This window comes from Rathayibacter sp. VKM Ac-2835 (assembly GCF_013266705.1).
GTDB lineage: Bacteria > Actinomycetota > Actinomycetes > Actinomycetales > Microbacteriaceae > Rathayibacter.
The window spans coordinates 1,033,970-1,058,189 of sequence record NZ_JABSNQ010000002.1 but is presented as its reverse complement, the minus strand read 5'-3'; the positions used below and the strand labels follow the sequence as shown (position 1 = coordinate 1,058,189).

Below are 24,220 nucleotides of genomic sequence, written 5' to 3'. Positions count from 1 at the left end.
GGGAGGAGCGCGACTCCTCGACGGCATCGGCTGGTCAGCGCGTGGCGACCGGCCGGTCGGGCGCCCGGCGACCTACCCTGGTGAGCATGGCCAGATCCCATCTCACTCTAGCCGCGCTGGCCACTTCGGCCGTCGAGGGCCTCGACGTCCGGACCGCGCGCGCCTTCACGCACTCGACGCACGGGGACTTCGACTCCGCTCTGCTGACCACGCGCGACGGCGCCCGCCTGGTGGTGCGCGTGCCGACCTCGCCGCTGGCCGAGCAGGAGCAGCTCGGCGACCTCGTCGCCCTGCGCGCGCTGACCGCCGGCATCCGCAGCCGGCTGCCGTTCGATCTGCAGGAGAGCATCGGGCAGACGCCGTTCGACGGCACCCGCGGCGTCGTCTACGAGTACCTCGAGGGCGACCGCGTGCTGATCGACGACGTCGCGGCCTCGAGCGGACTCGCCGACTCGGTCGGGCGTGCGATCGGGGCGATCCACTCGCTGCCCGCGTCGTTCGTCCAGGAGGCTGGGCTGCCCGTCGCCTCGGCCCGCGACAGCGTCAACGAGTCGGTCGCCGTGATCGAGCGCGCCGCCGACACCGGTCACGTGCCCGCCGCGCTCGTCGCGCGCTGGGAGTCGGCCTCCTCGGACGAGGCGCTCTGGCAGTTCGACCCGACGGTCGTGAACGGCTCGATGACCTCCGACTCCTTCCTCCGCTCCGGCGACTCCGTCAGCGCGGTGCTCGGCTGGGCGGCGCTGCGGGTCGGCGACCCGGCCCGCGATCTGCACTGGCTGCTCAGCGCGCCGGGCGCGGGCACCGCCTTCGCGGCGTACTCGCGGATGCGCGCCGGTGCGGTCGACCGCACGATCCGCCAGCGCGCCCAGCTCTACGCCGAGCTCGAGCTCGCGCGCTGGCTGCTGCACGGCACCGAGACCGAGGACTCGGCGATCGTCGACGACGCGGTCGGGATGCTCGACCTCCTCGTCGACAGCGTCCTCGGCGACCTGTCCGCGCCGCTGTCGACCGACACCGGCCCGGTGCTCGAGGTCTCCGAGGTCGAGGAGCTGCTGAACCGCACCCCCGGCGCGCGGACCGGCTCCTCCGCTCACGGCCGCGGGCTCGCTCCCGTCGCCGAGGAGAGCGACTCCGACAGCTCGCGCTCCGAGTAGAAGCGCTCGGGCCGCAGCACGAGGTCGTCGGCGACGAAGTAGAACACCGCGTCGACGCTCTCCAGCGGCACGCCCTTCCAGCGCGAGTAGGCGACGCGGTACAGCGCGAGTTGGAACTGCTTGAGCTCGAGATCGGCCGCGTCCTTCGGGGCGCGGCCGGTCTTCCAGTCCACGATCTGGAAGCCGTCCTCCGTCCGGTACACCGCGTCGAGCTTGCAGACGACGACGTGCCCGGCGAGCTGCAGGTGGATCTCGATCTCGACCGCCTCCGGTCGGCGGTCGGCCCACTCCGAGCGCTCGAAGGTGTCGATCAGGCCGGCCAGCTGCTCGCCCTCGGCGCTCTCCGCGGTCGCCCCGCCGTCGTCGAGCTCGTCGGGGAAGGTGTCGACCGACTCGGACTCGCCCTGGATGCCGAAGCGGTTCTCGACCCAGGAGTGGAAGGTCGTGCCGAGCCGGGTCTGCCGGTACGGCCGCTCGGGCATCGGCCGCCGCAGCTGCGCCACGACCTCGGCCGGCGTGCTGACGATGTCCTTGAACCGCGACGCCGGGATGCGGGTCGGCAGGCCGACGCGCTCGCCACCCGCGAGGCGCACGGCGCGCTCGGCGAGGAGCAGGCGGATGTCCGCGCCCCGGGCGCCCAGCAGCGCGGGCTCGGCGATGCGGACCCGCTCGGCCGCCGCGCGCACCCGGTCGCCGCGGGCGCCGAGCGGGTCGTGCGGCCAGTGGAAGGTGCGCGGGGCCTGCTCGAGCGGGTTCTCGAGGTTCGACGGCTCGACCGGCAGCTCCGGCAGAGTGCGGGCCTCCGCGAGGTCGCGCAGGAAGACTCCCGGCCCGCGCGGCTTCGCCTGCCCGGCCCACCAGGAGCCGCTGAGCAGCAGGTGGTGGCGGGCCCGGGTGACCGCCACGTAGGCGAGCCGGCGCTCCTCCGACTCGTTGCGCTCGCGCAGGGTGTCGCCGAAGTCGGCGATCGCGTCGACCACCTCCTTCTGCGTCGCGCAGCCGCGCCACGCGAGGTCCGGCAGCTCGGCGGCGTCGCCGCGGAAGGCGTAGGGCATCGCGCCCAGGCGCACCCAGCCGCGGAACCCCTCGACCGGCGTGCCGGGCAGCTCGCCGTCGACCATCCGCGGCACGGCGACGAGGTCCCACTCCAGGCCCTTCGAGCCGTGGATCGTGAGCAGCTGCACGGTGCCGGGCTCCGGGTCCTCGGGCCGCGGCGCGAGGCCGTCGCGCTTGTCCGCGAGCACCAGCCAGCGGAGGAAGCCGCGCAGCGACGAGCCGGTCCCGGCGCCGCGGTCGTCGGTCTGCAGGTAGCCGGACACCGCCTCGCGGAACGCCTCGAGGTTGGCGCGGCCGTCGCTGCGCGACTCGTTGGCCTCCACCTCGATGTCGAGGCCGAGCTCCTGCTCCACCAGCGTGACGAAGTCGAGCAGGTCCAGGCCCGCCCGGGCGCGCAGCCGGGCGAAGAGCGTGCCGGCGTCGTGCAGGCGGCGCAGCCCCTCGTCGCTGAACGAGGACAACGCGGAGTGGTCGATCCGGCCGTCCTCGCCGGGCCGCCGCGAGGCGATGAAGTCGAGGGCCTCGATGATCGAGCCGCCCTCGCCCTCGGTGACCGAGGCGCGCATCCGCTCGCGCACCTCCTCGGGCAGCAGCCGGTGGGCGTGGTCGCGCGAGGCGAGCCAGGAGGCGAGGTCGCGCAGCGCGCGCAGGTCGCGGACGCCCAGGCGCCAGCGCGCGCCGGCCAGCAGCCGGACCAGCTCGCTGCCCGCCGCCGGGTCCTCCACCACGGTGAGCGCGGCGACGAGGTCGGCGATCTCGGGCTGGCGGAGCAGGCCCCCGATGCCGAGGATGTGGTACCGGACGCCGTGCCGCGCCAGGGCGGCGGCGAAGCGGTCCATGTGCGCACGGACGCGGAAGAGCGCGGCGGCCGACGGCGGCGCCTCCCCGCGCTCGGCGCTCGCGGCGAGGCGGCCGGCGAACCAGCGCGCGACGTCGTCGGCCTCGTCCTCGATCGTCTCGGGGAAGGTGAGCTCGACGGCGTGGTCGGAGGCGCCCGGACCGGCCGCGAGGCGGTCGACCGGCACGGCGCTGCCCGCGGTGAGCGGCGCGACGACGGCGTTGGCCGCGGCCAGGACTCCATGGCCGTTCCGCCAGCTGGTCGACAGCGAGAAGCGGGCCGCGGAGCCGAAGTCGAGGGCGAAGCGGCCGAGGCCCTCCGCGCTCGCCCCGCGCCAGCCGTAGATCGACTGGTGCGGGTCGCCCACGGCCATGACGCCCTGCTCGGCGAAGAGCCGGGCGAGCAGGCGGGTCTGCAGCACCGAGGTGTCCTGGTACTCGTCGAGCAGCACGACCCGGTAGCGGGCGCGGTGCTCGTCGACGACGCGGGGCATCCGCTCGATGATCCGCAGCGCCAGCGCCACCTGGTCCGAGAATTCGACGAAGCCGCGCTCCGCCTTCGCCTCCTGGAACCGCTCGGCGAGCGCCGTCAGCACCGGCAGCGCGCCGACGGCCTGCAGCGCCTTCTCCAGCTCGCGGTAGAGGCCGGAGCCGCTGGAGCCGCGGGGCAGCTCGCCGAGGCGGAGGAAGTCCTCAGCGAAGCCCGCCACCTCGGCCGGGTCGGCGAGATTGTCGGCCAGGTCGTGGGCGAGCGCGACGGTGAGGTCGGTGAGGCGGTCGATGCTCGCCTCGACCTCGAGGATGCGCGGGTCGGCGGTGTCGGCGACGACCCCGCGCGCGAGGTGCCAGGCGGACGCCTCCGAGAGGACGGTCGCGTCGCCCTCCCGGCCGATCAGGGCGGCGTTGTCGCGGAAGATCGTGTTGGCGAAGGCGTTGTAGGTCGAGACGGTCGCGGCCTCGAACGGGTCGGGCTCGGTCTGCCCCTCCCGCAGCGGCAGCAGTCCCGCGGCACCGAGCTGGTCGATGCGCCGGCCGATCCGCTCGCCGAGCTCGGCGGCGGCCTTGCGGGTGAAGGTGAGGCCGAGGACCTCCGACGGCGCGGCGAGGCCGTTGGCGAGCAGCCAGAGCACACGGTTGGCCATCGTCTCGGTCTTCCCGCTGCCGGCGCCCGCGACGACGAGGGCCGGTTCGAGCGGCGCCTCGATGACGGCGCGCTGCTCGGCGGTGGGCGGGCGGAGGTCGAGGGCCTCCGCGATGGTCAGGGCGTCGATCACGGGCGGGGTCCCTCCTCGGGGCTCGCAGCGGGGTCGGGAGCGGGGTCGGCGGCGGGGTCGGCGGCGGGGTCGGCGGCGGGATCGGGATCGGCGGCGTCGGAGGAGAAGCCCTCGGGTGCGTCGGTCTCCTCCTCGTCCGTCTCGACCTCGTCGAGGGCCAGCAGCCCGTCGCCCGACACCTCCGGCACCGCGTGGATCCGGTAGCGCAGAGCGTCACCCGGCGAGAAGGGGACCGCATCGAGCAGCCCCGAGAACCCCGACGACGCCATCCCCCGCGCGGCGGCGCGGACCCGCGCGCGCAGCGCCTCGAGCTCCTCCTCGCCGAAGCGGGGCTGGACGACCTCGCGGTAGAGCGAGCCGCGCACTCCCTTCGCGACGAAGAGCAGCTTCGCGCCGCCGCCCTCGTCCGCGCCGGCCGCCTCGATCGCGCCGCTGGCGACCGCGAGCTGGTAGCTGCCGAGCTGCGCGTGCTCGGCGATGTCGGCCTGGCGGGGCGTGCTCCGTCCGGTCTTGAGGTCGACGATGACGACGGAGCCGTCCGGCGCGCGCTCCACCCGGTCGATCGAGCCGCGGATCCGGGCGGGCGGCACGTCGATCTCGAACTGCTGCTCGCGCCCGAGCACCGCTCCGCCGCCGCGCTCGAAGTCGGCGAGGTAGGCGGCGAGCCCCTCGACCAGGCGCCGGGTCACCCGCAGCTGCCGCTCGCCGAGCCACGGCGACTCGAAGACGAGCTCGGGCCAGCGCGACTCGAGCTCGGCCCAGAGCGCCTCCGGCTCGGTGCTCGCCGCGTTCTCGAGCACCCAGTGCACGAGCGTGCCGACCCCCATCGCCGTGCTCGTCGTCGAGCCCGAGACGGCGTCGACGAACCAGTCGAGCGGCGAGCGCTCGAACGCCTCGAGGCGGCTGGGCGAGACCGAGACCGGCCGCTCCGGGTCGTCGAGATCGAAGAGCGGCTCGGTGGTGGAGGGCTCGAGGACGCCGTACCAGGAGGCCGGATCGGCGCCGGGCACCTCGGCCAGCGTGAGCGCGCGCAGCCCGCGGATCGCCGCCGGCGCCTCGGCCGAGTTCGGCGTCGTCGCCGTGCGGCGCAGGCCCGCGACCGCCCCGCGCAGGGTCAGCGGCACGGCCGACGCCGCGTCGAGCCTCGGGGCGTCGGGCGGCGTGAGCCGGAAGAAGAGGGACGGCGTCTCGTCCTCGCCCGCGACGGCGCTCAGCACGAGCTGGCGGCGGGCCCGCGAGGCGGCGAGCGCGAACATCCGCAGCTCGTCGTCGAGGGTGGCCTTCCGGCCGTCGAGCGGCAGGTCGCCCTCGCCTCGCGCGTGCCGGATCAGCCCGTCCGGGTCGAGCAGCGAGCCGCGCTGGCGCAGGTTCGGCCAGACGCCGTCCTGGAGCCGCGCGACGACGACCACGTCGAACTCGAGACCGACGACGGAGGAGGGCGTGCCGATCAGCACCGCGTCCTCGACCGAGCGCGGCGCCAGCGTGTCCTCCGGCACCTCCGCCTCGAGGATCTCGGTGACGAAGCCGATGGCCGAGTGGCCGGGCGCCCGCTCGACGAAGCGCCGCGCCGCGCTGAAGAGCGCGACGACGCCGTCGAGGTTGCGGTTCGCCTCCGCCGCGGTGAGACCGGTGCCGAGCGCCAGCTCGCGCCAGGACGAGGCGACGCGGCTCGACTCCCAGGCCGACCAGAGGAGCTCCTCGATCGACCCCTGCTCGGCGTGCAGCCGGCGGACCCGGTCGATCGTGACGGCGAGGCGCTCGGCCTGGCGCGCCGGACCCGAGTCGATCGTGGCGAAGCGGCCCGGAGCCTCGAGCGCCTCGACGAGCAGCGGATCGCTCGCGCGGATCCCGCCGCCCGCGAGCTCCTCGGCGCGGAGGGCGAGCCGCAGCCGCCGGAGCCCGAGCCGGTCGACGCCGCCGAACGGGCCGAGCAGCAGCTCCGCCGCCAGCTCCGCATCGAGCGGCCGCTCGCCGACCGCGACGCCGACGAGCACGAGCAGCGCCCGGGCGGCGTGGTCGTCGCGGAGGGCACGGCCGGCCAGCACGGAGCGGGTGGGGACCTCGGCGACGGCGAGCGCCTTCAGCAGCGGCTGCACCGCCGCACCGGAGCGGACGACCACCGCCATCCGCCGCCACGGCACGTCGTCGCGCAGCCGCCGCTCGCGGAGCAGGCGCGCCACGGTGGCCGCCTCGCGCGCCGCCGTCGGCGCGTGCAGCACGAGCACGGGAGCGGGCGCCCCCTCCTCGTCGGCGCGAGCCTCGGCGGCGCGCTGCCGGCCGGCCGCGGCCGTGCCGATCCGCTGGGTCGCCGCGGAGACGAGCGAGCGCAGGGCGGCGCCGTGCCGGTGCACGCGGCCGAGCACCAGGGTCTCGGCGTCGCGCACGCCGATCGCCGGGCCGAAGCGGCCCAGGGTGTCGGAGGCGGCGCCGCGGTACGCGCTCGTCGCGACGTCCGGGTCGCCGAACGCGATCACGGTGACCCCGCGCGCGGCGAGGGCGCGCAGCAGCACGACGGTCGACTCGCTCGCCTCCTGCATGTCGTCGACGACGACGAGGCGCAGCTCCCGGATCCGCTCGCCGCCGCCGCCGTCGCGGATCGTCTCGGCGGCGAAGGCCGCGAACTCGGCCGCGTCGAGCCTGGTGCCGGCCTCGGGCGACATCCACTCGACGACCTCGCGGAACTCCTCGAGCACCGCCGCGGCGGCCGACCACTCGCCGCGGTCGGCGTCCACCGCGAGCCGGCGGATCGCGTCCGGGTCGAGACCGTGCTCGGTCGCCCGCATGCCGAACTCGCGCAGCTCGGTGCGGAAGGTGCGCAGCCGCAGCACCTCGGGGCTGAACTCGTCGGGCCAGCGCGGCCCGGTTCCCTCCTCGAGGTGCCCCTCGAGCAGCTCGGAGAGGATGACGTCCTGCTCCCCGCCGGTGAGGAGCGTCGGCCGGTCGATGCCGAGCTCCTTCGCCGCGGCGGTCACCGCCTCGAAGGCGAGCGACGTCGCGGTCCGCGCCAGCGGCCCCCGCGTGGGCACGCCCAGGCGCAACGCGAGCACGTCGCGCAGCGCGGTCGCGGCGGTGCGGCTCGCGGCGAGCACGGCGATCGACTCCGGCTCGTAGCCGCGCTCGAGCACGCGCTCGGCGACGAGCTCGACGATCGTCCGGGTCTTGCCCGTGCCGGGGGCGCCGAGCACGGCGGCGCTGCGGCCGTCCGCCAGGGCGAGCACGGCGCGCTGCGACTCGTCGAGGGCGACCCCCTCGGCGGCGGGGTCGTCGCGGGCGGGAGCCTCGTCGGAGGCGGGTGCCGGGGTTCGAGGAGCGCTCACGCGACCACGCTAACGAAGACCGCCGACACTCCCGCCCGCCCCTCGCGCGGCCCTCGGGAGCCGGGTCCGCTCAGCGCGAAACCGGCGCCGGGCGCCGGGCGCGGTCCCGTATCCTGACAGCCACGTCCCCTCCCGAAAGGCACTGCTGGTGGAAATCCGTATCGGAATCGTCAACACCCCGCGCGAGCTCAACTTCGAGTCCTCGCTGTCCGTGGCCGAGGTCGAGAAGACGGTGACCACCGCGCTCGAGGCGGGCGCCAAGGTCCTCCGCCTGCGCGACGAGAAGGGCAAGATCTACATCGTCCCCACCGAGACCATCGCCTTCGTCGAGGTCGGCTCCGAGGAGTCGCGCCGCGTCGGCTTCGTCGCCTAGCCCCTCCCGACGGTCACGTCGTGGAGCTCCTCTTCGTCACGCTCGGCGGGATCCTGCTGGGTCTCGCCGCCCGCTACGGGCTGCCGCACCGGCATCTGCACGGGTCGGTCCTGATCCCCGCGCTCGGCGGCGTCGTCGCCGCGGTCGTCTGGGTCGCGCTGACCTGGGCCGGTCTGCCCTGGGACGGCGGACTGATCTGGATCCTCGCGCTCGGCCTCGCGGCCGTCGCGGTCCTCGTGGCCGACGTCGCTCTGGGCCGGGCGCGCACCCGTCGCGACGACGCCGCGCTCGAGGCGATGCTCGCGGGCCGGGTCGCCCCGGACCGCGTCGCTCCCTGAGCGCACCCCACCACCACGCCGAGGCGCGGGAGTCCTGGACTCCCGCGCCTTCGTCGTTCCCGGGGCGGGGACCTCAGGCCGGCAGCGCCTCGACCCGCTCCGTCGCCACGAGCGCCTCCGCCAGCGCCGCGCGGATCGGCTCCACGATCGGCAGCACCCCGGCGAAGTCCGCCGCGAGCCGCTCGGCGGCCGCGCTGAGCGGTCCGCCGCCGATGATCACCGCTTCGGCTCCCGCCGCCTGCGCCCGCAGCACCGCGGTGCGCAGCTCGCCGTGCAGCCGCTCCGGGTCGTCGAGCTCCTCGGCGGGCGAGAGAGTGAGGAAGCAGCCCGCGTAGGCGGGGAGGCCGCCCGACTCGGCGACGAGCGCGCGGATCACCGGCTCGAGTCGTCCCGTCGTCGTCGCGATCGCGAACCGGCGTCCGCCGGCACTCGCAGCGCGGACGGCGGCGGCGCCGATCCCCACGACCGGCAGTCCGGTGGCCGCCGCTGCCCCGGCGGCACCCGGATCCCCGAACGCCGCGACGACGATCGCGTCCGGAGTGTGCGCCAGGGCCGCGCGGCGGGCCGCGGCGACCACGTGCTCAGCCGCGGCCGCGAGGGCGGCGGGAGTGGTGATGATCGAGGGCCCGTGAGCCGCCGTCTCCCCCACGATCCGGACGTCCTCGCCCCGCACCGCATCGCGGGCGACGGCCACCAGGAGCCGGGTGGTCGCGACCGAGGTGTTCGGATTCACGACGACGACGGTGCGCTGCACGCTCAGTCCTCCGCCATCGGGCGCCCGACGGTCTCGCGCGGGAACTGCACGGCGATCGCGCAGATCGCGAACAGCCCGGCGAGCAGGGCGAACATCCCGCCGACCCCCGAGGCGTCGAGCACGGCGCCGGCGAGGAGGGGGAACAGACCGCCCGACAGCGAGCCGAGGGCGAGGATCACCGAGGTGCCGAGTCCGCGGATCCGCGTGGGGTACTGCTCCGGAGCGAACAGCCAGATGGTGGTGTTGAGCACGATCACCGAGAAGTTGAAGAGGAAGCCGAAGACCAGCACCAGCGCGACGGTGGTGCCCAGGAAGCCGAAGCCGAGACCGGCGCCGATCCCGAGCAGGGCGGCGACTGTGAGCGTGAGCTTGCGCGGCAGCCGGCGGGCGGCGAGGGCCGCGACCAGCGCTCCGACCAGCGAGCCCGACTGCATCACGAGGGTATACCAGAGCGCACTGGTGATGTCGAAGCCGCGGGAGGTGAGGATCAGCGGGATGAGGGTGAGCATCGAGATCTGCGCGGCGTAGGACATGCAGACCGCGACGCCCAGGGCGATCGTCGTGCGGCGGTGGCGGCGGCCGAAGAGCTCGGTCCAGCGCGGAGTGGTCGCGGCGACCACGGGCCGGTCGGCGGCGCCGCCCAGGTAGTCGACCTCGTTCTCGACCGGGCGGTGCAGCCGGCCCTGGGCGAGCCGGTTGATGACGGTGTTCGCCTCGGCGACGCGGCCGCGGGCGGCGAGGTAGCGGGGAGTCTCGGGCAGCGCGCGCCGGTAGACCACGACCGCGAGGGCCGGGATCACCAGGATCCCGAAGAGCCAGCGCCAGCGGTCGTCGCCGGTGAAGACCGAGAAGACGATGACACCGAAGAGCGGGGCGAGCATGTTGCCGAGGCCGGCCGCCGCGACGTTGATCAGGCCGACGGCCGTGCCGCGGTGCTTGGCCGAGAAGAACTCGGCGAGCATGATCACGGCCGTCGCGATCTCGCCGCCCAGACCGAGGCCGACCAGGAAGCGCGCGGCGACGAGGATCTCGTAGCTGGGCGCGAAGGCGCAGAGCAGCGAGCCGACCGCGAAGATCATCAGGTTCGCGCCGAGGAGGGTGCGCCGCCCGATCCGGTCCATCACCACGCCGGCGAGGACGCGGCCGAGTGCGACCGCGGTGAAGGTCGCCGTGTTGAGCAGGCCGATCTGCGCGCCGGCGAGCCCCCAGTCGGCGGCGAGGATCGGACCGGCGACGCCGACCGTGTTCTGCTCGATCGCGTCGAAGAAGACGCCGAAGAGGATCATCGCGACGATGCCCAGGTGCGCGCTCGTCACTCCGATGCGCGAGTAGGCGGCCTCGATGCGGTCGCCCATCGTCGTGGCAGGGGGCGGATTCGTGACGGTGCTCATGGGGCGGGTCCTTCCGGCGGAGTGGCGAGGGAGGCGCTCGGTATACCGAGACACGTCGATCACGGTAGATCCGATCCGGCGCCGGGGTGTTTCAGGCAGATGAAGACGGCGTTACAAGGGCCGCCAGGTCCGTCCTCCGCCGCCCGCTACCCTTCGAGGACGGAGAACGGGTAGACCGACTGGAGCGCCGATGCCGACGAAGAGCCCTGCGCAGACGATGTCGCAGCGCGTGTACGAGGAGCTGCGCGCACGGATCCTCGACGGCCGGCTGCCGGCGGGCGAGCCGATCCGCGAGCGCGACCTGGCGACCGAGCTCGCCGTGTCGCGCGTCCCGATCCGCGAGGCCCTGCCCTGGCTCGAGCTGGCCGGCCTGGTCACCGTGCGCCCGCGCAGCACCGCCGTCGTGTCGATCGTCCGGCGGCGCGACGTGGACGAGCTCTACGACATCCGCTCCGCGCTCGAGCCGCTCGTCGCCCGCAAGGCCGCGGAGGCGGTGGCCCGCGGCGCCGACGCCTCGGCACTGACCGCCGTGGTCGCGGAGGCGAGCGCCGCACTGGCCGCCGGCGACCTCGCGCGCTTCCACTCCGAGAGCGGCCGCATCCACGGCGCGATCGAGGCGATCGCGGGCAACCGGCTCCTGATCACCACGATGCAGCCGCTCGACGAGCGCAGCAACCGCCTCAACATCGCCAACATCCAGGCCGAGCCGGGCATCCGCCACGAGGAGCACGTCCGGCTCGCCGAGGCGGTCGCCGCCGGCGACGCCCCGCTCGCCGTCTCCGTCGCCCACGCCCACGTCGAGTGGGGCCGCGCCCGCACGATCGCCACGCTGGCCCACGTCCCCGGCTTCATCGACGACTGACCGGGCGGCCGCGCACTTCCTCCGTGCTGATCGAGCAGCCCGCAGCGGCCACTTCCATGCTGATCGACCGGCCGGTGGCTGTCGCCTTCATGCTGATCGAGTAGCCCGCGCAGCGGGCGTATCGAGATCCACCACCGTCAGAACCTGACTCTGCAGCCCCGCCCTGCTGACGACGGCGGGTCTCGATACGCCCCTCCGGGGCTGCTCGACCAGCATGAGGTGCGGCACAGACCGAGCTCCGGCTGACAGCCGCGCCGGCGCGTCAGGCCGTCAGCCCGAGCGCGTCCATCCGACGGGTGTGCGAGGCGATCAGCTCGGTGAAGACCGGCTCGATCCGCGACTCGTCCGAGTCCGGGTTGCCCGAGCCCATCAGCGCCGAGCGGGCGACGAGGAGCGTGTCGCCGACCAGCCGGCGCCCCCAGACCGCCAGCCGGGAGCCGAGCCGCTCGTCGGCGGCGATCTCGCGGCGGAGGATCGCGACGAGCCCGTCGATGCCGGTGTCGGCGCCCAGGGTCTGCGCGATCCGCGGTCCGACGTCGTTCGGCAGCCCGCCGGTGAGCCGGATGAAGAAGTCGTCGAGCAGCCCGGCCGTGATGTACGCCGACAGCAGCGTCTCGTGCAGGTCCGCGCCGCGGGTGAGGTGCTCGAAGGTGTCGATCGCGGGCCGGAACGGCGCCATCGCCTCACTCGGCTCGACATCGCGCCGGCGCAGCTCGGCGACGACCGCGTGGTGCTTCGCGAGCGCGGTGCCCGCCGCCGCCGAGATCGCCTCCTTGTCGGCGAGGTCGTCCGTGCCCGCCACTCCGCGGGCCAGCGCCTCGAAGACGGCCAGCTGGAGGTAGGCGACCTGCCCGAGGTAGGGCAGCAGCTCCGGGGTCAGATCGGCCAGGTCCACGCGGTCGCGCTTGCTCGTCGCCTCGCCGCGCGGGGTCAGTCGGGGGGCTTCGCCGAGCGGACGTCGACGTCGGAACCAGGCTGCCATCCGATCAGTGTACAGCGCGCGCCGCCCGCGCTTCCGGGCCCGGCGACCCCCGTGGCGGTAGACTCGCCGGGATGTCACCGGCGCTGGATCGGTGACCCTGCGCCCGAGTCGTACAGGGGCGTGGACCGTTCGACACGACAGGCGCTTCACTCCGTGACTTTCTCCGACCTCAAGATCGACGACGACATCGTCGCCGCACTCGCCGCCAAGGGCATCCTCGAGCCGTTCCCGATCCAGGAGCAGACCATCCCGCTGGCCCTGCAGAAGCAGGACATCATCGGGCAGGCCAAGACCGGCACCGGCAAGACCTTCGGCTTCGGCCTCCCCCTCATCCAGGCCCTCGGCAACGACCCCGAGCCCGGCGTCAAGGCGCTGATCGTGGTGCCGACCCGCGAGCTCGCCGTGCAGGTCACCGAGGACATCGAGCTCGCCGCCTCCAACCGGCCGACCAAGATCGTCTCCATCTACGGCGGCAAGGCCTACGAGGGGCAGATCGAGCAGCTCAAGGCCGGCGCGCAGATCGTCGTCGGCACCCCGGGCCGCCTGCTCGACCTCGCCGGTCAGCGCCTGCTCTCGCTCGCGAGCGTGCAGACGATGGTGCTCGACGAGGCCGACAAGATGCTCGACCTCGGCTTCCTCTCCGACATCGAGAAGCTCTTCGCGCAGACCCCGGCCACCCGCCACACCATGCTCTTCTCGGCGACGATGCCCGGCGCGATCGTCGCGCTGGCCCGCCGCTTCATGAACAAGCCGATCCACATCCGCGCGACCGACCCCGACGAGGGCATCACGCAGGCGAACATCAAGCACATCGTCTACCGGGCGCACTCGCTCGACAAGGACGAGGTCATCGCGCGCATCCTGCAGGCCGAGGGTCGCGGCAAGACCGTCATCTTCACCCGCACCAAGCGCGCTGCCGCCCGCATCGTCGAGGAGCTGAACGACCGCGGCTTCAACGCCGCCGCCGTGCACGGGGACCTCAACCAGGAGCAGCGCGAGCGCGCGATGGCCGCGTTCAAGGCAGGCAAGAAGGACATCCTGATCGCGACCGACGTCGCGGCGCGCGGCATCGACGTCAACGACGTCACCCACGTGATCAACCACACCATCCCGGACGACGACCAGACCTACCTGCACCGCGTCGGCCGCACCGGTCGCGCCGGCAAGACCGGCATCGCCGTGACCTTCGTCGACTGGGAGGACCTGCACAAGTGGGCCCTCATCAACCGCGCGCTCGAGTTCGGCCAGCCCGACCCCGTCGAGACGTACTCCTCGTCGCCGCACCTCTACGAGGACCTCGCCATCCCCGCCGGGACGAAGGGGCGGCTGAAGCCGACCCCCATGCCCGCCGAGGCGAAGGCGGACGCGCGCCCCGAGCGCTCGACCCGTCAGCGCGAGCCGCGGGAGCCGCGCGAGGGCGGCCGCGAGCCGCGCCGCCGCAACCGCGGCGGTGACTCCGCCGAGTCCTCCCCCGCCACCGCCGAGACCGAGTCGGTGCCCGCCGGCCAGGCGCCCTCGAGCGAGAGCAAGGAGCACCACGACGGCAACAGCGAGCCCCGCCGCCGCACCCGCCAGCGCCGCCGCAGCCCCCGCCCGGACGGCTCCGCGTAGGCCTCCGCCGCCGAGGATCTCGAGACGCCCGCTCCGCGGGCTGCTCGATCAGCAGGAGAGACCTGCTGGTCGAGGAACCGCGCAGCGGCGTCTCGAGACCCGCCCGCCGTACCGACGGCGCGGCTCAGCTCGCGCGCGCCGCCCCGCGGATGGCGTCGACCGTCGCGCGGGCGGTCGTGTTCTCGCCGAGCCGGTTCGGCTTGCCCGTGCCGTGGTAGTCGCTCGACCCGGTCGTGACCAGGGAGTAGCGCGCCGCCAGCTCGCGCAGCCGCCGCTTGCCCTCGCCGGTGTTCTCTCGGTGCTCGACCTCGAGGCCGAAGAGCCCGGCGTCGACGAGATCCGGCAGCAGCGACTCGATCACGATGCCGCGGGTGCTCGTCGCCGGGTGGGCGATCACGGGGACGCCGCCCGCGGCTCGCACGAGCCGCACGGCCTCGACCGGGTCCGGTGCGTAGTGCGGCTGGAAGTAGCCGCCGCGCCAGTCGAGGATCCCCGCGAACGCCGCCGAGCGGTCGGTCGCGAGTCCGCGGGCGACGAGCGCGTCGGCGATGTGCGGCCGCCCGATCGTCGTGCCGGGGCTGGTCTGCGCGAGGACGTCCTCCCAGGTGAGGTCGTAGTCGGCCGCGATCGCCGTGACGATCGCCTGCGCGCGGTGCGAGCGCTCCGAGCGGATCCGCGACGTCTCGGCCGCGAGACCCGGATCGGCCGGATCGGGCAGGTACGCGAGCACGTGCACGCTCGCCCAGCCGACACGGGAGGACAGCTCCATGCCGGTGAGCAGGTCGATCCCCGCGTCGCCGGCCGCGGCGATCGCCGCCTCCCAGCCGCGGGTCGTGTCGTGGTCGGTGAGCGCGACGCCGTCGAGACCGGCCGCGGCCGCCGCTCGGACGAGGACCTCGGGCGGCTCGGTCCCGTCGGAGACGAGCGAGTGGGTGTGGAGGTCGTACCCGCCTCCGGGGACATGCATGGTCGCCATCGTAGACGCGCGTCCTGCGGACTCCCCGGGATCGATGCCCTAGCCTGAGCCGGGATGGGGACACGACTGGTCAAGTTCGCGGTGGCGCTCGCAGTGGCGCTCGTGCTGCTGGTGGTCGCGGCACCCGGCTTCTTCGGCATCGCCGGTCAGACGCCCTTCGCGCAGCTGGTCTCCTTCCGCTCGGCCACGGCCCTCGCCGCGGTCGCCGGAGCGGTGGTCCTCGTCGTCGTCGCCGTTCTCGTCGAGCCGGTGCGCCGGCTCGCCCTCGTCCTGAGCGCGATCGGGGTCGCCTTCGCGCTCGTCCTCGGCGGCCTGCAGGCGGTCCGCGGGAGCGACTCCGCCCCGCCGCGCGCGCACCGCCTCGGCGATCTGCGCGTCCTGAGCTGGAACCTCCTGCACGACGGCGTGCCCGCCGAGATGGTCGCAGCGCTCGCGAACGCGAACGCCAGCGACGCCGTCGCCCTGCTCGAGGTGTCCCAGGAGCGCGCCCAGCAGGTCGTCGACGTCCTCGCGGCCGCCGGCCGGCCGATGACGCTGCACCTGGTCGCGGGCACGGGCCCCGCCGACGGCACGGCGCTCCTGCTCTCGCCGTCCCTCGGCGGCTACTCCGTCGACGCCGCGAGCACGCCCACCGCGACCAGCCCCTCCCTCGTCGCCCGCCCGGACACGGCGGAGCGCCCGGTGATCGCCGCCGTGCACACCACCGCTCCCCTGCCCGCGCAGACGACCGAGTGGCGCAGCGACCTCGCGCGCCTGGCCGATCTCTGCACCGCCGAGGAGGACCTGGTCGTCCTGGGCGACCTCAACTCGACGCTCGACCACTGGTCGGCGCTCCCCGGCGACTCCGATCTCGGCGGCTGCGCCGACGCCGGGCGACTCGCGAACGCCGCCGCCGTCGGCACCTGGCCGACGAGCCTCCCGACGGGCCTCGCCGCTCCGATCGACCACGTGCTGTTCTCCGGCCGCTGGGACGTCTCCGGCTTCGACGTGCTCAACGACCAGGACGAGGCCGGCAGCGACCACCGACCGGTGATCGCTCAGCTCTCCGTCCGCGGGATGGTCAAGGAGTCCTCCTGATCGTGCTCTCGACCGCCGCTCGCGGCGGGAGGAGGAGAATGGGGGGATGACGAACACGGACGAGCAGACCTCCACCGCGGCACCGGAGACCGTCGCCGCCGCCCCGACGCCGCGCGCGACGACCAACCGCTCCACGACGCCCGGCTCCGACCGGTTCCGCGACTTCATCGCGTCCGGCTGGGCCGACCGCGAGGAGGCGCTGCCCGCGCCGCGCGAGCAGGCCGCCTTCGCCGCGGGCCGCCGCGAGCGCCTCTCCGCTCTGCACACCGGCGTCCGGCTGATCGTCCCCGCCGGGCGGCTGAAGCAGCGCGCCAACGACACCGACTACCCGTTCCGCGCGCACTCCGCCTTCACCTGGCTGACCGGCTGGGGCTCCGACTCGGAGCCGGGCGCCGTCCTGGTGCTCGAGCCCGCGGGCGAGGGCCACAGCGCGACGCTGTACTTCCGCGAGCGCGCCGGTCGCGACTCCGACGAGTTCTACGCGAACTCCGAGATCGGCGAGTTCTGGATCGGCCCGCGGCCCTCCCTCGCCCAGGTCGCGAGCGACCTCGGCCTCGAGACCCGGGGCATCGCGGAGCTCGACGCCGTCCTCGACGCGGCGGGCGCCCCGGTCGCGGTCCTGCGCGAGGCCGACCCGCTGGTCACCGCGCGCCTCGACGCGCGCGCGAGCGACGCGGAGGGCGACGCGGCCGATCGCGACGCCGCTCTCGAGCGCGACCTCTCCGAGCTGCGCCTGGTCAAGGACGAGTACGAGATCGCCGAGCTGCGCGCCGCCGTCGACGCCACCGCCCGCGGCTTCGAGGACGTCCTGGCCGACCTGCCCCGCATCGTCCGGCACGAGCGCGGCGAGCGCCTGATCGAGGGCGTCTTCAACGGCCGCGCCCGCGCCGACGGCAACGCGGTCGGCTACGACACGATCGCCGCGGCCGGCGCGCACGCCTGCATCCTGCACTGGACCCGCAACGACGGGCCGGTGCGCCCCGGCGATCTGGTCCTCCTCGACGCCGGCGTGGAGCAGGAGAGCTACTACACCGCCGACATCACCCGGACCTTCCCCGTGGACGGCCGGTACACCGAGGCGCAGCGCCGCGTGCACGAGACGGTGCGGGAGGCGGCCGACGCCGCGTTCGCGATCGTCCGCCCCGGCATCCGCTTCCGCGAGGTGCACGCCGCCGCGATGGCCGTCATCGCCCGGCGCACCGCCGAGTGGGGACTGCTGCCGGTGAGCGCCGAGGAGGCGCTCGAGGCGGACAACCAGCAGCACCGCCGCTACATGGTGCACGGCACCAGCCACCACCTGGGTCTCGACGTGCACGACTGCGCGAAGGCCCGCCGCGAGATGTACCTGGACGGGATCGTCGAGGCCGGCATGGTCTTCACGATCGAGCCCGGACTCTACTTCCAGCCCGACGATCTGACCGTCCCTGCGGAGCTGCGCGGCATCGGCGTCCGGATCGAGGACGACGTGCTGGTCACGGCGGACGGCGCCGAGAACCTCTCGGCCGGGATCCCCCGCTCGGCCGACGACATCGAGGCGTGGATGGCGCGGCTGGCCGGCTGAGCTCCGCGCGACGACGGTGCGGGGGCGTCGGCGCTCAGGCGGCGACGGCCTCGACCGACGTGCGCTGGGCGGTGGCGCGCGCGAGTCCTTCGAGCAGGACGGCGAGCTGCCCGGCCGGCGCCGCCGGGTCCTCCGGGTGCCACTGCACGCCGACGATCGGCGCGTCCCGGTGCTCGAGCGCCTCGACGACGCCGTCGTCCGCACGGGCGACGATGCGCAGCCCCGGGGCGAGCGCGTCGACCGCCTGGTGGTGCGCGCTCTGCACGGCGAGCACCTCCGCTCCGAAGAGCCCGCGGAGGGTCGACTCGGCGGCGAGCAGGACGTCGTGGCGGTGCATGCGCTCGCGCACCGGCGCATCGGCGTTGAGGTGCGCGGCCTCCGGGCCGAGGTCGGGGACGAGCGTGCCGCCGAGGGCGACGTTGACGATCTGGAGGCCGCGGCAGATGCCGAGCAGCGGCGTGCGGCGGGTCAGGGCCCGGCGGACCAGCGCGATCTGGGCGGCGTCGGCCTGCTCCGCGTGCGGACCCTCGCCGGCGTAGCCGCGGGCGACGCCGTAGCGCTCGGGGGCGATGTCCTCGCCGCCGGCCAGCACGATCGCGTCGGCGCCGAGCGTCTGCTCGAGCAGCGCCGCTGTGCCGAGGTCCTCCGCGGCGAAGCGCTCCGCCTCCCAGCCCAGCTCGCGGGCGAGACCGAGGATGCGTCCGTTCAGCATCTGCACGTAGGCGTGGTACTCGTCGCGACCGGGGCGCGTCGAAGCGACTTCGACGATGGCGAGCGTTCCTGGCATGCCTCCATCCTGGGCACGGGCGCGCGGCGGGTCGAGCGGCGACGACACGGGCGGTAACACTGGGCCCGTACGATCACGGAGTGACCTCGCCGACCCCGTCCCTCCCGGAGCGTCTGCACCGCTCCCGGGCCGACGTCTCCGTGCTCGCGGGCACCACCTCCGAGCGGCAGGTGCGACCGCTCCGCGAGGCGATCGAGGCGGCGGCCGAGCACGACGACGACGCCGCCGCGCTGCTCGACGCCGTCGAGGCCCAGACGGCGCTGCTCGAGCGCGCCGAGACGCAGCTGAGCGCGCTGGAGCGCTCGGTGCGCGACGACCTCGACCGCGCGGCCACCCTGACCGACGTCCGGACCACGGCTCAGCTCGCCTCCGCCGCCGATGTCGCGACCGCCTGCGCCGCCGCGACCGCCCTGCTGCTCAGCGTCGACGACGCCCGCGCCTCGGAAGTCCGGCACGATCCCTCCGCCGTGCTCGCCCTGCTGCTCGAGGCGGACGCCGCGCTCGACGCCGTGGTCGCCGGCTACCGCGATCCCCGCGCGCAGGCCGAGCGGCAGCTGCTCCTGGTCGAGGGCGCGCGCACGGTCGCCCTGCTCGGGGCGGATGCGGTCGCCCTGCTGGCCGCCGTCCACGGGGACCGGGTGAGCGCCGCGCCGCGCATCCTCGCGGACGAGACCCGCGCCCAGCTGGACGCGGCTCTGCGCCTCGCTGCCGCCGACCCGTCGGCGGCGCTCGAGCAGGCGCGGGCCGCCGACGACCGCGCCCGCTCGGCACTCGACGAGGCGCTGCTCGACCTCGACGGCCCCGGGGCGCCGTCCGCGGATCCGCTCGCGGCCGCGCCCGGCGAGCTCCCCGCCGCCTGATCCGCGCGGGCGGCGCACCCGCCTCCGCACCTCGGAGCCGCGTGCCATAGTGAGGGACATGGCGTCCTTCCTCGTTGTCCCGCAGTGGCAGGGGTCCGCGTCGACGCGGGCCATGCGCCTGGTCGACGGAGCCGAGGCGATCCGCGGCGATCTGCCCTCCTCCGCCACCGTCGTCGTCGACGTCCCCGCCGAAGCGGGCGATGCTCAGGACACGGGAGTCCGCCGCTACGCGTCCGTCGCAGTGACCGCCGAGCGGGTCCGCGAGGCGCTGGCGGGCCGGCCGGGACCGATCGTGACGATCGGCGGCGACTGCGGGGTGGAGTTCGCGGCGATCGGGCACGCGGTCCGCAGCTCGTCCGAGCCCGTCGCCCTGGTCTGGTTCGACGCGCATCCGGATGCGAACACGCCGGAGACCTCGCCCAGCGGCGCGTTCTGCGGCATGGTGCTCTCGGCCGTCCTCGGCCGCGGCGTCGGACTGCTCAGCGCGTCCGCCGCGGACCGCATCGCCGACGAGCACGTCGTCCTCGCGGGCGTCCGCGCCTCGGACCCGGGCGAGCTCGAGGGACTGCTCGAGCGCGGGGCGACCCACCTCGGTGTCGACGCGCTCGATCCGGAGGCGCTCGTCGCCGCCGTCGAGGCGACCGGCGCGGGCTCGGTCTACGTGCACATCGACCTCGACGTCCTCGACCCGGCCGAGGTCGCCGGTCTCTTCGACCCCGTGCCGTTCGGCGTCCCCGCCTCGCGGCTGGTCGAGTGCCTCGCGGCGCTGCGGGCCCGGTTCCCGCTCGCGGGCGCGGGGCTCACCTCGTTCGCACCCTCCTCGCCGACCGCCGCGGTCGACGACCTGCCGACGATCCTGCGCCTGGTCGGCGCGACGACCCGCGGAGTCTGAGCCTCGGCGCTCCCCCGGCGTCGGACTGCGCCGGCCCGGCCTGAGCGCCGACTCCGAATCGGCGCCCCGCCGCGACCCGGTGTCGGCGGCACCGGGCAAGATGGACGGACGCGACCCGAGCGGAGGACCGATGAGCGACGACCGGCGACGTGTGCGCACCGAGCGGCGCGGGCACGTGCTCGAGATCGTCCTCGACCGGCCCGAGAAGCGCAACGCAGCCGACTTCCGGCTCCTCGGCGAGCTGGCCGCCGCGTACGGCGAGCTCGACCGCGATCCGGAGCTGCGCGCGGGCGTGGTCCTCGCCGAGGGCGCGCACTTCACCGCCGGCCTCGACCTGGCCGACATCGGTCCGCGACTCGGTGGCGACGGCCTCGACTTCGTGCCCGAGGGCGGCCTCGACCCGTGGGCGATCCGCACCCGCCCGGTGGCCAAGCCCGTCGTCATCGGCCTGCAGGGCACCTGCCTCACCCTCGGCATCGAGCTGGCGCTCGCGAGCGACGTCGTCCTCGCCGAGGAGTCGACCCGCTTCGGCCAGATCGAGGTCGCCCGGGGCATCCTGCCCTTCGGCGGCGCGAGCCTCCGCTTCCCGCGGGCCGCGGGCTGGGGCGACGCGATGCGCTGGATCCTCACCGGCGACGAGTTCGACGCCCGCGAGGCGCACCGGATCGGCCTCGTCCAGGAGGTGGTGCCCGACGGCACCGTCGCCGAGGCCGCCCGCGCCCTGGCCGAGCGGATCGCCGCGCAGGCTCCGCTCGCCGTCCAGGCGGCACTCGCGAGCGCACGGCTCGCCGTCGCCTCCTCCGACGCCGAGGCGGCCGCCGCCCTGCCCGCCGAGCTGGCCAGACTCGCCGCGTCCGACGACGCGCGGATCGGCATGGAGGCCTTCCTCTCCCGGACGCGAGCGGAGTTCACCGGCCGATGAGCGAGCAGGCACCCGCGACCACGTCCCTCCCGACCACCACCGCCCCCGCGGCCCGGCACACCTCCGTCCTCGAGGCCCAGCGCGAGCGCGCGGCGCAGCAGCTCGAGGTGCGCCTGCGCTACGGCGACCAGGTCTGGGAGCTGCGCGAGGTCGACCACTTCGCCGTCTTCTCCCGCCGCTCCAAGGCGCGCCGGGCGGGCCGCGCCCTCGTCGCCTCCGGCTTCGAGATCGCGATCTCGCGCCTGCGCCTGCGCCTCGTGCTGGTCGCGAGCCACCACGCCGCGGTGGACGAGGAGGCGACGACCGCCTTCCTCCGCCAGGTGATCGAGGTCGTCGAGCGCGAGGGCGGCCGCTACGACGGCTGGCGGGCCGAGATCGTGCCCGCGCACTGACGATCCCCTCCGGGCCGCACGGCGCCGGAGTCCAGGACAGAACGGGCGAACCGCCCCCGAGAACGATCCGGAGAGACCATGACCACGCCGAGCACCGACGCCGCCACCGACACCGCGGCCGCCGACACCTTCGATCTGATCGTCATCGGCGCGGGCCCGGTCGGCGAGAACATCGCCGACCGCGCCGTGCAGGGCGGGCTGACCGCCGCGATCGTCGAGAGCGAGCTGGTGGGCGGCGAGTGCTCCTACTGGGCCTGCATGCCGTCCAAGGCACTGCTGCGCGCGCCGATGGCGCTGCGGGCCGCCCGCGACCTCCCGGGAGCGGCCCAGGCCGTCACCGGCCGCGTCGACGTCGCCGCGCTCCTGGCGCACCGCGACTCCGTCACCAGCGGCTTCGACGACCACGGCCAGGTGCAGTGGCTCGAGGGCGCCGGCATCGAGCTCGTCCGCGGTCACGGCCGCCTCAGCGGCGTCCGCGAGGTCAGCGTCACCGCCCCCGACGGCTCCGTCCGCGTCCTGCACGCCCGGAGCGCGGTCGCCGTCGCGACCGGCACCAGCGCCGTCGTCCCCGACATCCCGGGTCTGCGCGCCGCCTCGCCGTGGACGAGCCGCGAGGCGACCAGCGCCGAGATCGTCCCCGGCCGCCTGGTGGTCGTCGGCGGCGGTGTCGTCGCCTGCGAGATGGCGACCGCCTACGCCGGCATGGGCTCGACCGTGACCCTGCTCGCCCGCAGCGGACTGCTCGCCCCGTTCGAGCCGTTCGCCGGCGAGCTGGTCGGCGACGCCCTCCGCGAGCTCGGCGTCGACGTCCGCCTCGGCGGCTCCCCCGCGTCCGTCGAGCGCCGCGCCGACGGCACCGTCGCGGTGACCCTCGAGGGCGGCGACGTCGTCGAGGCCGACGAGATCCTCGCGGCCACCGGCCGCGCCCCGCAGACCCGCGACATCGGCCTCGAGGTCGTCGGGCTCGAGCCGGGCGACTCCCTGAACGTCGACGACACGATGCTGGTGCTCGGCGAGGACGGCTCCCCCGTCGGCTCCGGCTCCCCGTGGCTCTACGGCGTCGGCGACGTCAACCACCGCGCACTTCTCACCCACCAGGGCAAGTACCAGGCGCGCGCCGCCGGAGACGTCATCGTCGCGCGCAGCACCGGCGGCGAGGTGAAGGACGCGCCCTGGGGCGCGCACGTCGCCACGGCCGACCACGAGGCCGTGCCGCAGGTCGTCTTCACCGACCCCGAGGTCGCCTCCGTCGGCCTCACCGCCGCCGCGGCCGAGAAGGCCGGCTACCGCACCCGGGTCGTCGACTACGAGATCGGCTCCGTCGCCGGCGCCTCGCTGGCCGCCGTCGGCTACACGGGCACCGCCCGGATGGTCGTCGACGAGGACCGCAAGGTCCTGCTCGGCGTCACGTTCGTCGGCAAGGAGGTCGGCGAGCTCGTGCACTCCGCGACGATCGCCGTCGTCGGCGAGGTCCCGCTCTCCCGCCTCTGGCACGCCGTCCCCTCCTATCCGACCATCAGCGAGGTCTGGCTGCGCCTGCTCGAGACCTACGGGCGCGACAGCGCGTGAGCGCCCTGCGGCGCGCGGTCGCGGTCGTCGCCCTCGACCCGGCGATCACCCGGCCCGGCTACCTCTTCGCCTGCGCGGTCGGGCTGGCCTGGGGCGCGCTCTGGAGCACGGGTCCGATCGAGCGCCGCAACGGGCTCGTCGTCTTCACCGGTCTGCCCTCCTGGGCGTTCGGCCGCGGCGGCTCCTGCGTCGGCACGAGCTACCTGACCGGCACCAACGCGTCGGACCGCGTGCTGGAGCACGAGGCGGTGCACAAGGAGCAGTGGCGCACCTACGGGATGTGGTTCCCGCTGCTGTACTTCGTCGCCGGGCGCGATGCGCTGCAGAACCGCTTCGAGATCGAGGCCGGGCTGGAGAAGGGCGGCTACGTCCGTGGTCGCTGATCAGACGGGGCGCGTCGTCGTCCTCACCGGAGCCAGCTCCGGTATCGGCCGGGTCGCGGCCGGTGCGCTGGCCGCGGCCGGCGCCCGCGTCGCCGTCGTCGGCAGGAACCCCGAGCGGACCCGCGCGGTCGCCGAGGAGATCGGCGGCGATCCGTTCGTCGCCGACTTCGACCGCCTCGACGACGTGCGGGACCTCGCCGCGGCCCTGCTCGCCTGCTACGACGGCATCGACGTGCTCGCGAACAACGCCGGCGGTCTCGTCTCGCACCGCGGCGAGACGGTCGACGGGCACGAGCGGACGATCCAGAGCAATCACCTGGCCCCGTTCCTGCTGACGCGGCTCCTGCTCCCCCGCCTGATCGAGACGGGCCGCGAGCGTCCCGGCGCACGGGTGATCGGCACCGCGAGCGCCGCCCACCGGATCGGCCGGCTCTCGCTCGACGACCTCGACCGCCGGCGCGGGCCGTGGCTGGGCGGCTGGCGCGCCTACGGCACCTCGAAGCTCGCCACGATCCTGTTCGTCCGAGAGCTGGCCGAGCGCCTGCTGCCGACCGCCGTCGACGCCTACTCGTTCCACCCGGGCGTCGTCGCGACGGGCTTCGGCGCCGACTCGCGCCTGATGTCGCTGCTGTCGCTGAGCGGGTCGCCGGGCATCTCGGCCGAGGCGGGCGCCGTCCCGCTGATCACACTCGCGTCCGAGTCCGACGTCGGCGCGGCGAGCGGCAGCTACTTCGACGGGCTCCGGCCGGACGGCGCCGTCGCCGCGCAGGCGCGCGACCGCCAGCTGGGCCGGGACCTCTGGACGCTCTCCAGCCGCCTGGTCGGCGTGCCCACCGCGCTCTGACGCCGTGG

The 24,220-nt window shown here is 75.0% G+C and carries 21 protein-coding genes; 14 read left to right on the top strand and 7 right to left on the bottom strand.

Annotated elements, in window-relative coordinates:
• Window positions 1-86 precede the first annotated feature (86 nt).
• Window positions 87-1,154, top strand: coding sequence for a phosphotransferase (locus tag HRK28_RS12665; protein WP_173251812.1), 1,068 nt, complete (start codon window positions 87-89; stop codon window positions 1,152-1,154).
• Here HRK28_RS12665 and HRK28_RS12660 read toward each other — a convergent pair.
• Window positions 1,091-4,321: an ATP-dependent DNA helicase gene (locus tag HRK28_RS12660; RefSeq protein WP_173251810.1), complete on the bottom strand. Its 3,231-nt coding sequence runs from the start codon at window positions 4,319-4,321 to the stop codon at window positions 1,091-1,093. The two genes, HRK28_RS12665 and HRK28_RS12660, sit on opposite strands and share 64 nt — an antisense overlap.
• The gene (locus HRK28_RS20865) at window positions 4,318-7,638 is read right to left on the bottom strand and encodes an ATP-dependent DNA helicase (RefSeq protein ID WP_173251808.1); all 3,321 of its coding nucleotides are present in this window, start codon (window positions 7,636-7,638) and stop codon (window positions 4,318-4,320) included. The genes HRK28_RS12660 and HRK28_RS20865 overlap by 4 nt, the downstream gene beginning before the upstream one ends.
• A gap of 148 nt (window positions 7,639-7,786) precedes the next feature.
• Here HRK28_RS20865 and HRK28_RS12650 point away from each other — a divergent pair, with 148 nt between their 5' ends.
• Both HRK28_RS12650 and HRK28_RS12645 read left to right on the top strand, forming a co-directional pair.
• On the top strand, window positions 7,787-8,011 hold the full coding sequence (locus tag HRK28_RS12650) for a DUF3107 domain-containing protein (protein ID WP_123447586.1): 225 nt from the start codon (window positions 7,787-7,789) through the stop codon (window positions 8,009-8,011).
• A 20-nt stretch (window positions 8,012-8,031) separates the two neighbouring features.
• Window positions 8,032-8,349 carry a hypothetical protein gene (locus HRK28_RS12645; protein ID WP_173251806.1) on the top strand — a complete coding sequence of 106 codons (318 nt, stop codon included), beginning with the start codon at window positions 8,032-8,034 and terminating at the stop codon, window positions 8,347-8,349.
• 73 nt (window positions 8,350-8,422) lie between these two features.
• Here the strand turns inward: HRK28_RS12645 and HRK28_RS12640 are convergent, their stop codons facing one another.
• Together HRK28_RS12640 and HRK28_RS12635 are read right to left on the bottom strand one after the other, a co-directional pair.
• Window positions 8,423-9,103: an aspartate/glutamate racemase family protein gene (locus HRK28_RS12640; RefSeq protein WP_217274662.1), complete on the bottom strand. Its 681-nt coding sequence runs from the start codon at window positions 9,101-9,103 to the stop codon at window positions 8,423-8,425.
• A 2-nt stretch (window positions 9,104-9,105) separates the two neighbouring features.
• A complete protein-coding gene (locus HRK28_RS12635) occupies window positions 9,106-10,494 on the bottom strand; it encodes an MFS transporter (protein ID WP_254304747.1) in 1,389 nt (462 codons plus the stop codon).
• Window positions 10,495-10,684: 190 nt separating this feature from the next.
• Here HRK28_RS12635 and HRK28_RS12630 point away from each other — a divergent pair, with 190 nt between their 5' ends.
• Window positions 10,685-11,356, top strand: a complete 672-nt coding sequence (locus tag HRK28_RS12630; RefSeq protein ID WP_173251804.1) for a GntR family transcriptional regulator — start codon at window positions 10,685-10,687, stop codon at window positions 11,354-11,356.
• A gap of 262 nt (window positions 11,357-11,618) precedes the next feature.
• Here HRK28_RS12630 and HRK28_RS12625 read toward each other — a convergent pair whose 3' ends face one another.
• Window positions 11,619-12,338, bottom strand: coding sequence for a ferritin-like fold-containing protein (locus HRK28_RS12625; protein ID WP_160090406.1), 720 nt, complete (start codon window positions 12,336-12,338; stop codon window positions 11,619-11,621).
• 153 nt (window positions 12,339-12,491) lie between these two features.
• Here HRK28_RS12625 and HRK28_RS12620 point away from each other — a divergent pair, with 153 nt between their 5' ends.
• Window positions 12,492-13,949 carry a DEAD/DEAH box helicase gene (locus HRK28_RS12620; protein ID WP_160090407.1) on the top strand — a complete coding sequence of 486 codons (1,458 nt, stop codon included), beginning with the start codon at window positions 12,492-12,494 and terminating at the stop codon, window positions 13,947-13,949.
• 124 nt (window positions 13,950-14,073) lie between these two features.
• Here the strand turns inward: HRK28_RS12620 and HRK28_RS12615 are convergent, their stop codons facing one another.
• Window positions 14,074-14,916, bottom strand: coding sequence for a PHP domain-containing protein (locus HRK28_RS12615; RefSeq protein ID WP_173251803.1), 843 nt, complete (start codon window positions 14,914-14,916; stop codon window positions 14,074-14,076).
• 63 nt (window positions 14,917-14,979) lie between these two features.
• Here HRK28_RS12615 and HRK28_RS12610 point away from each other — a divergent pair, with 63 nt between their 5' ends.
• Complete coding sequence (locus HRK28_RS12610; protein WP_160090409.1) at window positions 14,980-16,002, top strand: endonuclease/exonuclease/phosphatase family protein; 1,023 nt, start codon at window positions 14,980-14,982, stop codon at window positions 16,000-16,002.
• Between the two features lie 46 nt (window positions 16,003-16,048).
• Window positions 16,049-17,563: an aminopeptidase P family protein gene (locus HRK28_RS12605; protein ID WP_173251801.1), complete on the top strand. Its 1,515-nt coding sequence runs from the start codon at window positions 16,049-16,051 to the stop codon at window positions 17,561-17,563.
• Window positions 17,564-17,597: 34 nt separating this feature from the next.
• Here HRK28_RS12605 and HRK28_RS12600 read toward each other — a convergent pair whose 3' ends face one another.
• Entirely contained in the window at window positions 17,598-18,350 is a 753-nt protein-coding gene (locus tag HRK28_RS12600) for a gamma-glutamyl-gamma-aminobutyrate hydrolase family protein (RefSeq protein WP_173251800.1), read from the bottom strand.
• A gap of 80 nt (window positions 18,351-18,430) precedes the next feature.
• Here HRK28_RS12600 and HRK28_RS12595 point away from each other — a divergent pair, with 80 nt between their 5' ends.
• The 7 genes from HRK28_RS12595 to HRK28_RS12565 all read left to right on the top strand — a co-directional run bounded on the left by HRK28_RS12595 (window position 18,431) and on the right by HRK28_RS12565 (window position 24,212).
• On the top strand, window positions 18,431-19,210 hold the full coding sequence (locus tag HRK28_RS12595) for a hypothetical protein (protein WP_173251798.1): 780 nt from the start codon (window positions 18,431-18,433) through the stop codon (window positions 19,208-19,210).
• A gap of 58 nt (window positions 19,211-19,268) precedes the next feature.
• Window positions 19,269-20,102 (top strand): arginase family protein, encoded by an 834-nt coding sequence (locus HRK28_RS12590; protein WP_173251796.1) that lies wholly within the window; start codon window positions 19,269-19,271, stop codon window positions 20,100-20,102.
• Window positions 20,103-20,232: 130 nt separating this feature from the next.
• The gene (locus HRK28_RS12585) at window positions 20,233-21,024 is read left to right on the top strand and encodes a crotonase/enoyl-CoA hydratase family protein (protein ID WP_173251794.1); all 792 of its coding nucleotides are present in this window, start codon (window positions 20,233-20,235) and stop codon (window positions 21,022-21,024) included.
• Window positions 21,021-21,416 (top strand): ribonuclease E inhibitor RraB, encoded by a 396-nt coding sequence (locus HRK28_RS12580; protein WP_160090415.1) that lies wholly within the window; start codon window positions 21,021-21,023, stop codon window positions 21,414-21,416. Before HRK28_RS12585 ends, HRK28_RS12580 begins: the two co-directional genes overlap by 4 nt.
• 78 nt (window positions 21,417-21,494) lie before the next feature.
• Window positions 21,495-22,985, top strand: a complete 1,491-nt coding sequence (locus HRK28_RS12575) for an NAD(P)/FAD-dependent oxidoreductase (protein WP_173251792.1) — start codon at window positions 21,495-21,497, stop codon at window positions 22,983-22,985.
• Window positions 22,982-23,368: a Fe-S oxidoreductase gene (locus HRK28_RS12570; RefSeq protein WP_367948413.1), complete on the top strand. Its 387-nt coding sequence runs from the start codon at window positions 22,982-22,984 to the stop codon at window positions 23,366-23,368. Before HRK28_RS12575 ends, HRK28_RS12570 begins: the two co-directional genes overlap by 4 nt.
• Window positions 23,358-24,212 (top strand): SDR family NAD(P)-dependent oxidoreductase, encoded by an 855-nt coding sequence (locus HRK28_RS12565; protein WP_367948412.1) that lies wholly within the window; start codon window positions 23,358-23,360, stop codon window positions 24,210-24,212. The genes HRK28_RS12570 and HRK28_RS12565 overlap by 11 nt, the downstream gene beginning before the upstream one ends.
• Window positions 24,213-24,220: the final 8 nt, after the last annotated feature.